The following is a 14976-nucleotide window of genomic DNA, read 5'->3' on the forward strand; positions in this document are numbered from 1 at the left end:
GCGTTTCGCAATCCGTGAAGGCGGCCGTACCGTTGGCGCGGGCGTTGTTGCTAAAGTTCTCGGCTAATCGCTGATAATATTTGACGCAATGCGCAATAAAAGGGCATCATTTGATGCCCTTTTTGCACGCTTTCACATCAGAACCTGGCTCATCAGTGATTATTTTTGTCATAATCATTGCTGAGACAGGCTCTGCAGAGAGCGTATAATCCGAAAAGCGAATACGCATTTCGATTTGGTTTGCCTCGCGATCGCGGGGTGAAAATGTTTGTAGAATACTTCTGACAGGTTGGTTTATGAGTGCGAATACCGAAGCTCAAGGAAGCGGGCGCGGCCTGGAAGCGATGAAATGGGTAGTTGTAGCCGTGCTGCTTATCGTGGCGATCGTGGGCAACTATCTTTATCGTGACATGATGCTGCCGCTACGTGCGCTTGCAGTGGTAATTCTGATTGCTGCAGCGGGTGGTGTCGCGCTGTTGACGACAAAAGGTAAAGCGACAGTCGCTTTTGCCCGCGAAGCGCGTACCGAAGTCCGTAAGGTAATTTGGCCGACTCGCCAGGAAACATTGCACACCACGCTGATTGTAGCGGCGGTTACCGCTGTAATGTCACTGATCCTGTGGGGACTGGATGGTATTCTGGTTCGCCTGGTATCCTTTATCACTGGCCTGAGGTTCTGAGATGTCTGAAGCCCCTAAAAAGCGCTGGTACGTCGTTCAGGCGTTTTCCGGTTTTGAAGGCCGCGTAGCAACGTCGCTGCGTGAGCATATCAAATTACACAACATGGAAGAGTTGTTTGGCGATGTCATGGTCCCGACCGAAGAAGTGGTTGAGATCCGTGGCGGCCAGCGTCGCAAAAGCGAGCGCAAATTCTTCCCGGGTTACGTGCTGGTTCAAATGGTTATGAACGACGCGAGCTGGCACCTGGTGCGCAGCGTACCGCGCGTGATGGGCTTTATCGGCGGCACGTCTGACCGTCCGGCGCCAATCAGCGACAAAGAAGTTGATGCGATTATGAACCGCCTGCAGCAGGTTGGTGATAAGCCGCGTCCGAAAACGCTGTTTGAACCGGGTGAAATGGTGCGTGTTAACGACGGTCCGTTTGCTGACTTTAATGGTGTGGTTGAAGAAGTGGACTACGAGAAGTCCCGCCTGAAAGTTTCCGTCTCTATCTTCGGTCGTGCGACCCCGGTAGAACTGGACTTTGCCCAGGTAGAGAAAGCCTAAGCAGCGATCAAAAAAGCGACGATTTAATCGTTGCACAAGGCGCGAGATTGGAATACAATTTCGCGCCTTTTGTTTTTATGGGCATATGCCCGTAAGACGATTTTTATTCACGGGGAGCCTCTCTGAGGCGCTATTACCCAATCAGAGGATTTTAGAATGGCTAAGAAAGTACAAGCCTACGTCAAGCTGCAGGTTGCAGCTGGTATGGCGAACCCAAGTCCACCAGTTGGTCCAGCTCTGGGTCAGCAGGGTGTGAACATCATGGAATTCTGTAAAGCGTTCAACGCCAAAACCGAATCCCTGGAAAAAGGTCTGCCAATCCCAGTCGTAATCACTGTTTACGCTGACCGTTCTTTCACTTTCGTTACCAAAACCCCTCCAGCAGCAGTACTGCTGAAGAAAGCGGCTGGTATCAAGTCTGGTTCCGGTAAGCCGAACAAAGACAAAGTGGGTAAAATTTCCCGCGCTCAGCTGCAGGAAATCGCGCAGACCAAAGCTGCCGACATGACTGGTGCCGACATTGAAGCGATGACTCGCTCAATCGAAGGTACTGCACGTTCCATGGGCCTGGTAGTGGAGGACTAAGAAATGGCTAAACTGACCAAGCGCATGTCCGTGATCCGTGACAAAGTTGATGCGACCAAACAGTACGACATCAACGAAGCTATCGCTCTGCTGAAAGAACTGGCAACTGCTAAGTTCGTTGAAAGCGTTGACGTTGCCGTTAACCTGGGCATCGACGCTCGTAAATCCGATCAGAACGTTCGTGGCGCAACTGTACTGCCACACGGTACTGGCCGTTCCGTTCGCGTAGCTGTATTTGCTCAGGGTGCAAACGCTGAAGCGGCTAAAGCTGCCGGCGCTGAACTGGTAGGTATGGAAGATCTGGCTGATCAGATCAAGAAAGGCGAAATGAACTTTGACGTTGTTATTGCTTCTCCAGATGCAATGCGCGTTGTTGGCCAGCTGGGCCAGGTTCTGGGTCCACGCGGCCTGATGCCAAACCCGAAAGTGGGTACTGTAACGCCTAACGTTGCTGAAGCGGTTAAGAACGCTAAAGCAGGTCAGGTTCGTTATCGTAACGACAAAAACGGCATCATCCACACCACCATCGGTAAAGTGGACTTTGACGCTGACAAACTGAAAGAAAACCTGGAAGCTCTGCTGGTTGCGCTGAAAAAAGCAAAACCAACTCAGGCGAAAGGCGTGTACATCAAGAAAGTTAGCATCTCCACCACCATGGGTGCAGGTGTTGCAGTTGACCAGGCTGGCCTGAGCGCTGCTGCAAACTAATGCCTTTACGTGGGCGGTGATTTTGTCTACAATCTTACCCCCACGTTTGCTAACAAACGTTAGCGGCTAAAAGATTTGTTCGTTGGAGCCTGGCCTATCCAGGCCTCCGTCGAAGACCGCAGGTGTTTCGCAAGAGACTTAATCCCCTGCGTAGACGGTGACAGAACGCTAAGATTATTTTTTGAATACTCTGGCTTGTTTCTGCTCACCGTATTAAGACGCTCTCTCCGTTTGGAAGAGTGAAGTGAGTTCCGGAACATGAGTTCCGGCAAACATCCAGGAGCAAAGCTAATGGCTTTAAATCTTCAAGACAAACAAGCGATTGTTGCTGAAGTCAGCGAAGTAGCCAAAGGCGCGCTGTCTGCAGTAGTTGCGGATTCCCGTGGCGTAACTGTAGACAAAATGACTGAACTGCGTAAAGCAGGTCGTGAAGCTGGCGTATACATGCGTGTTGTTCGTAACACCCTGCTGCGCCGCGTAGTTGAAGGTACTCCATTCGAGTGCCTGAAAGACACGTTTGTTGGTCCGACCCTGATTGCATACTCTATGGAACACCCGGGCGCTGCTGCTCGTCTGTTCAAAGAGTTCGCGAAAGCGAATGCAAAATTTGAGGTCAAAGCTGCAGCCTTTGAAGGTGAGTTGATCCCGGCATCGCAAATCGATCGCCTGGCAACCCTGCCGACCTACGAAGAAGCAATTGCACGCCTGATGGCAACCATGAAAGAAGCTGCGGCTGGCAAACTGGTTCGCACTCTGGCTGCTGTACGCGATGCAAAAGAAGCTGCTTAATCGCAGTTATCTTTATAAAGCATTTGCTTACGTATAAACTTATTCTGATTTTCAGGAACAATTTAAATGTCTATCACTAAAGATCAAATCATTGAAGCAGTAGCAGCTATGTCCGTAATGGACGTTGTAGAGCTGGTTTCTGCAATGGAAGAAAAATTCGGTGTTTCCGCTGCTGCTGCTGTAGCTGTAGCTGCTGGCCCGGCTGAAGCTGCTGAAGAAAAAACTGAATTCGACGTAATTCTGAAAGCTGCTGGCGCTAACAAAGTTGCTGTTATCAAAGCAGTACGTGGCGCAACCGGTCTGGGTCTGAAAGAAGCTAAAGACCTGGTAGAATCTGCTCCAGCTGCGCTGAAAGAAGGCGTGAGCAAAGACGACGCAGAAGCACTGAAAAAATCTCTGGAAGAAGCTGGCGCTGAAGTTGAAGTTAAATAAGCCAACTTTTCTGGTTGCAGCCTAAGAAATTAGGCTGATGGCTGGTGACTTTTTAGTCACCAGCCTTTTTGCGCTGTAAGGCATCAGCAGCATTTCACACTGTTTGACTGCTGGTTGTCCTGACAATGCATGTTTCTATCGACGACTTAATATATTGCGACAGGGTGCTCGCTCTGTGTAAATCGCGACGAAATGATTTAAGCGTGATAGCAACAGGTATTGCGGAAAGTATTCAATTTTCCGGTCCACAAAATGGTGTTGCACAAACTGTCCCTTCGTCGGACAGATGGGTCGACTTGTCAGCGAGCTGAGGAACCCTATGGTTTACTCCTATACCGAGAAAAAACGTATTCGTAAGGATTTTGGTAAACGTCCACAAGTTTTGGACATTCCATATCTCCTTTCTATCCAGCTTGACTCGTTCCAGAAGTTTATCGAGCAAGATCCTGAAGGGCAGTACGGTCTGGAAGCAGCCTTCCGCTCCGTGTTCCCGATTCAGAGCTACAGCGGTAACTCCGAGCTGCAGTACGTCAGCTACCGCCTTGGCGAACCGGTGTTTGACGTTCAGGAATGTCAGATCCGTGGCGTGACCTATTCCGCACCGCTGCGCGTAAAACTGCGTCTGGTGATCTACGAGCGCGAAGCGCCGGAAGGCACCGTTAAAGACATTAAAGAACAAGAAGTCTACATGGGTGAAATTCCACTCATGACGGACAACGGTACTTTCGTTATCAACGGTACTGAGCGTGTTATCGTTTCCCAGCTGCATCGTAGCCCGGGCGTCTTCTTCGACAGCGATAAAGGTAAAACGCACTCATCCGGTAAAGTACTTTATAACGCACGCATTATTCCTTACCGTGGTTCATGGCTGGACTTCGAGTTCGATCCAAAAGACAACCTGTTTGTCCGTATCGACCGTCGTCGTAAGCTGCCTGCAACCATCATTCTGCGTGCGCTGCAATACACCACTGAGCAGATCCTGGACCTGTTCTTTGAGAAAGTGATCTTTGAAATCCGCGACAACAAGCTGCAGATGGAGCTGGTGCCGGAACGTCTGCGTGGTGAGACCGCGTCGTTCGACATCGAAGCCGACGGCAAAGTGTATGTGGAAAAAGGTCGCCGTATCACCGCGCGCCACATCCGCCAGCTGGAAAAAGATGATATCAAACACATCGAAGTACCGGTTGAATACATTGCAGGAAAAGTAGCCGCGAAAGATTACGTTGATGAATCAACTGGCGAGCTGATCTGCCCAGCGAACATGGAGCTGAGCCTGGATCTGCTGGCTAAGCTGAGCCAGTCTGGCCACAAACGTATCGAAACGCTGTTCACCAACGATCTGGACCACGGTCCTTATATCTCTGAGACTATTCGCGTCGACCCAACGACCGATCGTCTGAGCGCGCTGGTTGAAATCTACCGCATGATGCGTCCTGGTGAGCCACCAACTCGCGAAGCGGCTGAAAGCCTGTTCGAGAACCTTTTCTTCTCCGAAGACCGCTACGATCTGTCCGCGGTTGGTCGTATGAAGTTCAACCGTTCTCTGCTGCGTGACGAAATCGAAGGTTCCGGTATCCTGAGCAAAGACGACATCATCGAAGTGATGAAGAAGCTCATCGATATCCGTAACGGTAAAGGCGAAGTGGACGATATCGACCACCTCGGCAACCGTCGTATCCGTTCCGTTGGCGAAATGGCGGAAAACCAGTTCCGCGTTGGCCTGGTACGTGTAGAGCGTGCGGTGAAAGAGCGTCTGTCTCTGGGCGATCTGGATACCCTGATGCCTCAGGATATGATCAACGCCAAGCCGATTTCTGCAGCAGTGAAAGAGTTCTTCGGTTCCAGCCAGCTGTCTCAGTTTATGGACCAGAACAACCCGCTGTCTGAGATCACGCACAAACGTCGTATCTCTGCACTCGGCCCAGGCGGTCTGACCCGTGAACGTGCGGGCTTCGAAGTTCGAGACGTACACCCGACTCACTACGGTCGAGTATGTCCAATCGAAACGCCTGAAGGTCCAAACATCGGTCTGATCAACTCCCTGTCCGTGTACGCACAGACAAACGAATACGGTTTCCTCGAGACCCCGTACCGTAAAGTGACTGACGGTGTTGTAACCGACGAAATTCACTACCTGTCTGCTATCGAAGAAGGCAACTACGTTATCGCTCAGGCGAACTCCAACCTGGATGACGAAGGCCACTTTGTAGAAGACCTGGTAACCTGCCGTAGCAAAGGCGAATCCAGCTTGTTCAGCCGCGACCAGGTTGACTACATGGACGTATCCACCCAGCAGGTTGTATCCGTCGGTGCGTCCCTGATCCCGTTCCTGGAACACGATGACGCCAACCGTGCATTGATGGGTGCGAACATGCAACGTCAGGCCGTTCCAACTCTGCGTGCTGATAAGCCGCTGGTTGGTACTGGTATGGAACGTGCTGTTGCCGTTGACTCCGGTGTTACTGCGGTTGCTAAGCGTGGCGGTACCGTTCAGTACGTGGATGCTTCCCGTATCGTTATCAAAGTTAACGAAGACGAGATGTACCCGGGCGAAGCAGGTATCGACATCTATAACCTGACCAAATACACCCGTTCTAACCAGAACACCTGTATCAACCAGATGCCTTGCGTATCTCTGGGTGAGCCAGTTGAGCGCGGCGACGTGCTGGCAGACGGTCCGTCCACCGACCTCGGTGAACTGGCGCTCGGTCAGAACATGCGCGTAGCGTTCATGCCGTGGAACGGTTACAACTTCGAAGACTCCATCCTCGTCTCCGAGCGCGTTGTTCAGGAAGATCGTTTCACCACCATCCACATTCAGGAACTGGCATGTGTGTCCCGTGACACCAAGCTGGGGCCAGAAGAGATCACCGCCGACATCCCTAACGTGGGTGAAGCTGCGCTCTCCAAGCTGGATGAATCCGGTATTGTTTACATCGGTGCGGAAGTGACCGGCGGCGACATTCTGGTTGGTAAGGTGACGCCGAAAGGTGAAACCCAGCTGACGCCAGAAGAGAAACTGCTGCGTGCCATCTTCGGTGAGAAAGCGTCTGACGTTAAAGACTCTTCTCTGCGCGTACCAAACGGTGTTTCCGGTACGGTTATCGACGTTCAGGTCTTCACCCGTGACGGCGTAGAAAAAGATAAACGTGCGCTGGAAATCGAAGAGATGCAGCTCAAACAGGCTAAGAAAGACCTGTCTGAAGAACTGCAGATCCTCGAAGCGGGTCTGTTCAGCCGTATCTACGCGGTGCTGGTTGCCGGTGGCGTTGAAGCTGAGAAGCTCGACAAACTGCCACGCGATCGCTGGCTGGAACTGGGCCTGACCGACGAAGAGAAACAAAATCAGCTGGAACAGCTGGCTGAGCAGTATGACGAACTGAAACACGAGTTCGAGAAAAAACTCGAAGCGAAACGCCGCAAAATCACTCAGGGCGACGATCTGGCACCGGGCGTGCTGAAGATTGTTAAGGTGTATCTGGCTGTTAAACGTCAGATTCAGCCTGGTGATAAGATGGCAGGTCGTCACGGTAACAAGGGTGTTATCTCTAAGATCAACCCGATCGAAGATATGCCGCACGATGCTAACGGTACGCCGGTAGATATCGTACTGAACCCGCTGGGCGTACCGTCTCGTATGAACATCGGTCAGATTCTGGAAACCCACCTGGGTATGGCAGCGAAAGGTATCGGCGACAAGATCAACGCCATGCTGAAACAGCAGGAAGAAGTCGCGAAACTGCGCGAATTCATCCAGCGTGCCTACGATCTGGGTACCGACGTTCGTCAGAAAGTCGACCTGAACACCTTCAGCGATGAAGAAGTGCTGCGTCTGGCAGAGAACCTGCGCAAAGGTATGCCAATTGCAACGCCGGTATTCGACGGTGCAAAAGAAGCTGAAATTAAAGAGCTGCTGCAACTGGGTGGTCTGCCAACGTCAGGTCAGATTACGCTGTTTGACGGCCGTACTGGTGAACAGTTTGAGCGTCCAGTAACCGTAGGTTACATGTACATGCTGAAACTGAACCACCTGGTCGATGACAAGATGCACGCTCGTTCTACCGGTTCTTACAGCCTGGTTACTCAGCAGCCGCTGGGTGGTAAGGCACAGTTCGGTGGTCAGCGCTTCGGGGAGATGGAAGTGTGGGCGCTGGAAGCATACGGCGCAGCATACACCCTGCAGGAAATGCTTACCGTTAAGTCTGATGACGTGAACGGTCGTACTAAGATGTATAAAAACATCGTAGACGGCAACCATCAGATGGAACCAGGCATGCCAGAATCCTTCAACGTACTGTTGAAAGAGATTCGTTCGCTGGGTATCAACATCGAACTGGAAGACGAGTAATTCTCGCTCAAACAGGTCACTGGTGTCGGGTTAACCCCCGACACCAGATTGTGCTAACTCCGACGGGAGCAAATCCGTGAAAGATTTATTAAAGTTTCTGAAAGCGCAGACTAAAACCGAAGAGTTTGATGCGATCAAAATTGCTCTGGCTTCGCCAGACATGATCCGTTCATGGTCTTTCGGTGAAGTTAAAAAGCCGGAAACCATCAACTACCGTACGTTCAAACCTGAGCGTGACGGCCTTTTCTGTGCGCGTATTTTCGGGCCAGTAAAAGACTACGAGTGCCTGTGCGGTAAGTACAAGCGCCTGAAACACCGTGGTGTGATCTGCGAGAAGTGCGGCGTTGAAGTGACCCAGACCAAAGTGCGTCGTGAGCGCATGGGCCACATCGAACTGGCGTCTCCAACTGCGCACATCTGGTTCCTGAAATCTCTGCCGTCCCGTATCGGCCTGCTGCTGGATATGCCGCTGCGCGATATCGAACGTGTTCTGTACTTCGAATCTTATGTGGTTATCGAAGGCGGGATGACGAACCTGGAACGCCACCAGATTCTGACCGAAGAACAGTATCTGGACGCGCTGGAAGAGTTCGGTGACGAATTCGACGCGAAAATGGGTGCGGAAGCTATCCAGGCCCTGCTGAAGAGCATGGATCTGGAGCAAGAGTGCGAGCAACTGCGTGAAGAGCTGAACGAAACCAACTCCGAAACCAAGCGTAAAAAGCTGACCAAGCGTATCAAGCTGCTAGAAGCGTTCGTTCAGTCTGGTAACAAGCCAGAGTGGATGATCCTGACCGTTCTGCCGGTTCTGCCGCCAGATCTGCGTCCGCTGGTTCCGCTGGACGGCGGTCGTTTCGCAACGTCGGATCTGAACGATCTGTACCGTCGCGTGATCAACCGTAACAACCGTCTGAAACGTCTGCTGGATCTGGCTGCGCCGGACATTATCGTACGCAACGAAAAACGTATGCTGCAGGAAGCGGTAGATGCCCTGCTGGATAACGGTCGTCGCGGTCGTGCGATCACCGGTTCTAACAAACGTCCTCTGAAATCTTTGGCCGACATGATCAAAGGTAAGCAGGGTCGTTTCCGTCAGAACCTGCTCGGTAAGCGCGTTGACTACTCCGGTCGTTCTGTAATCACCGTAGGTCCATACCTGCGTCTGCATCAGTGCGGTCTGCCGAAGAAAATGGCGCTGGAGCTGTTCAAACCGTTCATCTACGGCAAGCTGGAACTGCGTGGCCTGGCCACCACCATCAAAGCCGCTAAGAAAATGGTTGAGCGTGAAGAAGCTGTCGTTTGGGATATCCTGGACGAAGTTATCCGCGAACACCCGGTACTGCTGAACCGTGCACCAACACTGCACCGTCTGGGTATCCAGGCATTTGAGCCAGTCCTGATCGAAGGTAAAGCTATCCAGCTGCACCCGCTGGTTTGTGCGGCGTATAACGCCGACTTCGATGGTGACCAGATGGCTGTTCACGTACCGCTGACGCTGGAAGCCCAGCTCGAAGCGCGTGCGCTGATGATGTCTACCAACAACATCCTGTCTCCAGCGAACGGTGAGCCAATCATCGTTCCTTCTCAGGACGTTGTATTGGGTCTGTACTACATGACCCGTGACTGTGTTAACGCCAAAGGCGAAGGCATGGTGCTGACTGGCCCTAAAGAAGCTGAGCGTATTTACCGCGCTGGCCTGGCCTCTCTGCATGCGCGCGTTAAAGTGCGTATCACCGAATACGAAAAAGATGAAAACGGCGAATTCGTTGCGAAAACCAGCCTGAAAGACACGACCGTTGGCCGTGCAATTCTGTGGATGATCGTCCCGAAAGGTCTGCCTTTCTCCATCGTCAACCAGGCGCTGGGCAAGAAAGCGATCTCCAAAATGCTGAACACCTGTTACCGCATTCTGGGCCTGAAGCCGACCGTTATCTTCGCTGACCAGACCATGTATACCGGCTTTGCTTACGCTGCGCGCTCAGGTGCGTCCGTAGGTATCGACGACATGGTTATCCCAGAGAAGAAACACGAGATCATCTCTGAAGCAGAAGCCGAAGTTGCTGAGATCCAGGAGCAATTCCAATCTGGTCTGGTGACTGCGGGCGAACGCTACAACAAAGTTATCGATATCTGGGCAGCGGCGAACGATCGTGTATCCAAAGCGATGATGGATAACCTGCAAACCGAAACCGTGATTAACCGTGACGGCGTCGAAGAGCAGCAGGTTTCTTTCAACAGCATCTACATGATGGCCGACTCCGGTGCGCGTGGTTCTGCAGCACAGATTCGTCAGCTGGCAGGTATGCGTGGTCTGATGGCGAAGCCAGATGGCTCCATCATCGAAACGCCAATCACCGCGAACTTCCGTGAAGGTCTGAACGTACTCCAGTACTTCATCTCCACGCACGGTGCGCGTAAAGGTCTGGCGGATACCGCACTGAAAACAGCGAACTCCGGTTACCTGACGCGTCGTCTGGTTGACGTTGCACAGGATCTGGTTGTTACCGAAGACGACTGTGGCACGCTGGAAGGCCTGGTGATGACTCCGGTTATCGAAGGCGGCGATGTTAAAGAGCCACTGCGCGATCGCGTACTGGGTCGTGTGACTGCGGAAGATATTCTGAAGCCGGGTACGGCGGACATTCTCGTTCCTCGTAACACCCTGCTGCACGAACATTGGTGTGACCTGCTCGAAGCCAACTCTGTTGACTCCGTAAAAGTGCGTTCCGTTGTATCCTGTGACACCGACTTTGGTGTATGTGCGCACTGCTATGGTCGTGACCTGGCGCGTGGCCACATCATCAACAAAGGTGAAGCCATCGGCGTTATCGCGGCACAGTCCATCGGTGAGCCGGGTACACAGCTGACGATGCGTACGTTCCACATCGGTGGTGCGGCATCTCGTGCGGCTGCTGAATCCAGCATTCAGGTGAAAAACAAAGGTAGCATCAAGCTCAGCAACGCGAAGTCTGTTGTTAACTCTTCAGGCAAGCTGGTTGTGACCTCTCGTAACACCGAGCTGAAGCTGATCGACGAATTCGGTCGTACTAAAGAGAGCTATAAAGTGCCTTACGGTGCTGTTATGGCGAAAGGTGATGGCGAGCAGGTTGCCGGCGGTGAAACCGTTGCAAACTGGGACCCACACACCATGCCGGTTATCACCGAAGTAAGTGGTTTCATCCGCTTCACTGACATGATCGACGGCCAGACCATTACTCGTCAGACCGACGAGCTGACCGGCCTGTCTTCTCTGGTGGTTCTGGATTCTGCTGAACGTACTACCGGCGGTAAAGATCTGCGTCCTGCACTGAAAATCGTTGATGCTCAGGGTAACGACGTTCTGATCCCGGGTACCGACATGCCTGCGCAGTACTTCCTGCCGGGTAAAGCGATTGTACAGCTGGAAGATGGCGTACAGATCAGTTCTGGTGACACCCTGGCGCGTATTCCTCAGGAATCCGGCGGTACCAAGGACATCACCGGTGGTCTGCCACGCGTTGCGGATCTGTTCGAAGCTCGTCGTCCGAAAGAGCCGGCAATCCTGGCGGAAATCAGCGGTATCATTTCCTTCGGTAAAGAGACCAAAGGTAAACGCCGTCTGGTTATCACCCCAGTAGATGGTAGTGAACCGTACGAAGAGATGATTCCTAAGTGGCGTCAGCTTAACGTGTTCGAAGGTGAACGTGTAGAACGTGGTGATGTTGTTTCCGATGGTCCAGAAGCACCGCACGACATTCTGCGTCTTCGTGGCGTACACGCGGTAACGCGTTACATCACCAACGAAGTACAGGACGTTTACCGTCTGCAAGGCGTTAAGATTAACGATAAGCACATCGAAGTTATCGTTCGTCAGATGCTGCGTAAAGCAACCATCGAAAATGCAGGCAGCTCCGACTTCCTGGAAGGCGAGCAGGTTGAATACTCACGCGTTAAGATTGCGAACCGCGATCTGGAAGCGAATGGCAAAATCGGTGCGACCTTCTCACGCGATCTGCTGGGTATCACCAAAGCCTCTCTGGCAACCGAGTCCTTCATCTCTGCAGCATCGTTCCAGGAAACGACTCGTGTCCTGACCGAAGCGGCTGTTGCGGGTAAACGTGATGAACTGCGCGGTCTGAAAGAGAACGTTATCGTGGGTCGTCTGATCCCGGCCGGTACCGGTTATGCGTACCACCAGGATCGTATGCGTCGTCGTGCGGCGGGCGAACTGCCAGCAGCACCGCAGGTTACTGCAGAAGATGCATCCGCGAGCCTGGCAGAGCTGCTGAACGCAGGTCTGGGCGGTTCTGACAACGATTAATCGTTGATATCGCTAATAAAAAAACCCGCTTCGGCGGGTTTTTTTTGTCTTTGTAGACCCGACAGGCGTATCGCCTCCGGGCTTTTTATCAGTTGATTAGCGGCAGTCGACGATAAAGCTCAATCATATCGCCCGCCAGATCCTGAATGACCATCGCGTTCATCAGGTGATCCTGCGAGTGCACGGTGATCAAATTAACCGGTAGCTTGCCGGTGCCTTCGTCCAGCCCAATTAGCTGCGTCTGGATAGTGTGCGCATGCTTCACGAATTCGCGCGACTCTTCCATCGCTTTTTCTGCTTCGTCAAAATTACCCTTGCGCGCCAATTGCAGCGCCGTCAGGGCCGCGCTGCGCGCTGCGCCTGCGTTGACCAGCAGTTCCATGATCGTTGTTTCTAAATCTTCCATTATGACTCCAGCAGCTTGAGCGCTTTCTCAAGTACAGCATCACCTTTCATCATGCCGTAATCCATCATATCAATCACCGCAACCTTTTTACCCAGCGGGTCAGCCTGCGCCTGTAGTTTAGCCTGCTCGTATTTAACCTGTGGCCCCAGCAATACGATGTCGGCCGTCGCGATATTGTCTTTAAACTCTGCGACAGGAACGGCTTTAATGGTTACTTCAACCCCTTTTTTCTGCGCGGCGTCTTTCATGCGTTGAACCAGCATGCTGGTTGACATTCCCGCTGCACAGCATAAAACGATGTTCTTCATAGTCAGCCTCGATCTACATGTGTTTATTGATAATTATCCCGTGCAGACCGCTTCAACAACCGCTTTGCCGCGAATGTGTGTGAGGCATCACAAAGAAATCGGCAATTTCCTGAAACCGGTTACAATTTTTACCGTCAGGGGAAAGATGCCCGCCGTAGCGGGCATAGAAGAGGAGGAGAGGTTAAACTTCAGACGTGCGTAAAATGCGGTTTTTACCCTGCTGCTTGGCGGTGTACAAGGCGTTGTCGACGCTGCCAACAAACTGCTCCAGCGGCTCGTAGCGCCATTCTCCCAATCCGGCGCTGAAGGTGACGTTGAGGTTTTCTTCACGCCACACGCGGTTTTCAACGGCGAGGCGCCATGTTTCCAGCAGCGAGAAGGACGAATCAAATAGCTCTGCCGTGAAGATCACCGCAAACTCTTCGCCGCCGTAGCGATAAACGGAAACATGATGCGGCTGCATCACCTGCAGCCCCTCGCGCGCGACGTTGCGCAGGACGATATCACCGCTGAGGTGGCCCCACGTATCATTGATCGATTTGAAATTATCAATATCGACAAGGGCGAGAGCAAAGGGCTGGTGGCTGTCGAGCAGCACAGCGATGTCCTCATCGAACGCACGGCGGTTCTTACAGCCCGTCAGCGCATCGTGCGTTGCCTGTCGGGCATACGCCATTTCCCGCGCCTTATTGGACTGAATGGTATGGCTGAGCGTTGCCTCAAGGCGCGGCGTCTGGCTGACGTCTCCGGTTTTTATCGCATTGATGATGTTCATCAACACGGTGCGGGAAGCATGGCGCAGGTACAAACCGAACAGGATAATAATGATGCTGGCCAGCGTGAAGCCCCAGCCAACGATGGTAGTTTCGTGACGCGTGATGTCGGAGAGGGTTTGACCTGACACGCGATAGATAACAAACCAGTCAGGATTCGTGAAGGAGTAGTAGTAATACCAGCTTTTGGTTTTTTTATCATATAAGTGCCCTTCGCCGCTGGTCATTTTATCCATGAGGGCTTCACTCACGTACTGCTTTGAGATTGCGCCGACATCCGGATGGAGCACGACCTCGCCGTCGCGTTCAACGACGTAAAACTCGCCCTGAACGGGTGCCACCATCTGTCGTAGGGTGTAACCCATTGAGGCCAAATCCAGATGGAATGCGAGCGTCCCTTTCAGTCGCCCTTCCGGTGAAATCACCGGCTTGTAGAGCGTTACCATCGGCTTCCCGGTGAAGTAGTCTTTATATAAGTGGGTATAGTGGCTAAAGGTGCTGGCCTCCGCCTGCCCAACAAACCATGGGCGTACCCTGGGGTCAAAGGTCTTGCTGTTTTCCGTTGGTAGCACTTCTGGCGCGCGCAGATGATGGCCCAGAGCATCCGCCAGCGAAATGGATGACACGGTAGGCATGAGGTTCTGAAGGTGCATGAGCACCTGTAAACCTTCAGCAGGGTTAACGTTCACCGTCTGGTTTAACCGATCGTTACGCGCAAAGTAGGTCGCCGAGCGGCCAAGAATATAGTCATTTTCGCGCAGAATGGATTCGGTATAGTTCACCGCAAGGTTATGGGTGAAATTACCATTAATGTTATGATAATCCTCAAGAAAATCCCTTCTCTGTGAAAGCGTAATAATCACGGCAATCAGTGTAAAACTGAACAAGATACCCGCGAAACTGACCATTATCGGTCTGGTGAAAGAGAGTTTTCTGCTGTGAAGTGCCATGAGTTGTACGTCAGTCCAGATGGTATCGCATTGTGTGAATCGTTATCCTCTCAGCATAGTCGCTGCCCGGATGTTGTTTGCGAATTATACGGATCGCGTTTGATGGGATGATGATTTGCCTTAATAATAGGTAAGATATTACGTATTTAT

At 52.2% G+C, this 14976-nt stretch carries 13 protein-coding genes; 10 read left to right on the forward strand and 3 right to left on the reverse strand.

Annotation, left to right across the window (positions count from 1 at the left end; translation table 11 throughout):
* The 9 genes from DBY73_RS21115 to rpoC all read left to right on the forward strand — a co-directional run.
* Window positions 1-67: hypothetical protein (locus DBY73_RS21115; protein ID WP_004200741.1), on the forward strand; the 67-nt coding region annotated here is incomplete at its 5' end.
* Window positions 68-296: 229 nt separating this feature from the next.
* On the forward strand, window positions 297-680 hold the full coding sequence (gene secE, locus DBY73_RS21120; RefSeq protein ID WP_003862342.1) for a preprotein translocase subunit SecE: 384 nt from the start codon (window positions 297-299) through the stop codon (window positions 678-680).
* Window position 681: 1 nt separating this feature from the next.
* Window positions 682-1227, forward strand: coding sequence for a transcription termination/antitermination protein NusG (gene nusG / locus DBY73_RS21125; RefSeq protein WP_106996043.1), 546 nt, complete (start codon window positions 682-684; stop codon window positions 1225-1227).
* Between the two features lie 156 nt (window positions 1228-1383).
* Entirely contained in the window at window positions 1384-1812 is a 429-nt protein-coding gene (gene rplK / locus DBY73_RS21130) for a 50S ribosomal protein L11 (protein WP_008503452.1), read from the forward strand.
* Window positions 1813-1815: 3 nt separating this feature from the next.
* Window positions 1816-2520, forward strand: coding sequence for a 50S ribosomal protein L1 (gene rplA, locus DBY73_RS21135; RefSeq protein WP_006810530.1), 705 nt, complete (start codon window positions 1816-1818; stop codon window positions 2518-2520).
* A gap of 291 nt (window positions 2521-2811) precedes the next feature.
* Window positions 2812-3309 carry a 50S ribosomal protein L10 gene (gene rplJ, locus DBY73_RS21145; RefSeq protein ID WP_112013161.1) on the forward strand — a complete coding sequence of 166 codons (498 nt, stop codon included), beginning with the start codon at window positions 2812-2814 and terminating at the stop codon, window positions 3307-3309.
* 66 nt (window positions 3310-3375) lie between these two features.
* Window positions 3376-3741, forward strand: coding sequence for a 50S ribosomal protein L7/L12 (gene rplL / locus DBY73_RS21150; RefSeq protein ID WP_002445276.1), 366 nt, complete (start codon window positions 3376-3378; stop codon window positions 3739-3741).
* A gap of 319 nt (window positions 3742-4060) precedes the next feature.
* On the forward strand, window positions 4061-8089 hold the full coding sequence (gene rpoB / locus DBY73_RS21155; protein ID WP_112013162.1) for a DNA-directed RNA polymerase subunit beta: 4029 nt from the start codon (window positions 4061-4063) through the stop codon (window positions 8087-8089).
* A gap of 76 nt (window positions 8090-8165) precedes the next feature.
* A complete protein-coding gene (rpoC, locus tag DBY73_RS21160; protein ID WP_112013163.1) occupies window positions 8166-12389 on the forward strand; it encodes a DNA-directed RNA polymerase subunit beta' in 4224 nt (1407 codons plus the stop codon).
* Between the two features lie 88 nt (window positions 12390-12477).
* Here the strand turns inward: rpoC and DBY73_RS21165 are convergent, their stop codons facing one another.
* Complete coding sequence (locus DBY73_RS21165; RefSeq protein ID WP_112013164.1) at window positions 12478-12795, reverse strand: PTS lactose/cellobiose transporter subunit IIA; 318 nt, start codon at window positions 12793-12795, stop codon at window positions 12478-12480.
* Window positions 12795-13103, reverse strand: coding sequence for a PTS sugar transporter subunit IIB (locus tag DBY73_RS21170; RefSeq protein WP_010425948.1), 309 nt, complete (start codon window positions 13101-13103; stop codon window positions 12795-12797). The genes DBY73_RS21165 and DBY73_RS21170 overlap by 1 nt, the downstream gene beginning before the upstream one ends.
* On the opposite strand from DBY73_RS21170, the gene DBY73_RS22200 reads away from it, so the two are divergent.
* Entirely contained in the window at window positions 13057-13305 is a 249-nt protein-coding gene (locus DBY73_RS22200; protein ID WP_181573268.1) for a hypothetical protein, read from the forward strand. The two genes, DBY73_RS21170 and DBY73_RS22200, sit on opposite strands and share 47 nt — an antisense overlap.
* On the opposite strand, the gene DBY73_RS21175 is transcribed toward DBY73_RS22200, so the two are convergent.
* Complete coding sequence (locus DBY73_RS21175; RefSeq protein WP_112013165.1) at window positions 13285-14826, reverse strand: sensor domain-containing diguanylate cyclase; 1542 nt, start codon at window positions 14824-14826, stop codon at window positions 13285-13287. The two genes, DBY73_RS22200 and DBY73_RS21175, sit on opposite strands and share 21 nt — an antisense overlap.
* Window positions 14827-14976: the final 150 nt, after the last annotated feature.

The organism is Enterobacter sp. RIT418 (genome assembly GCF_003057745.1).
Lineage (GTDB): Bacteria > Pseudomonadota > Gammaproteobacteria > Enterobacterales > Enterobacteriaceae > Enterobacter.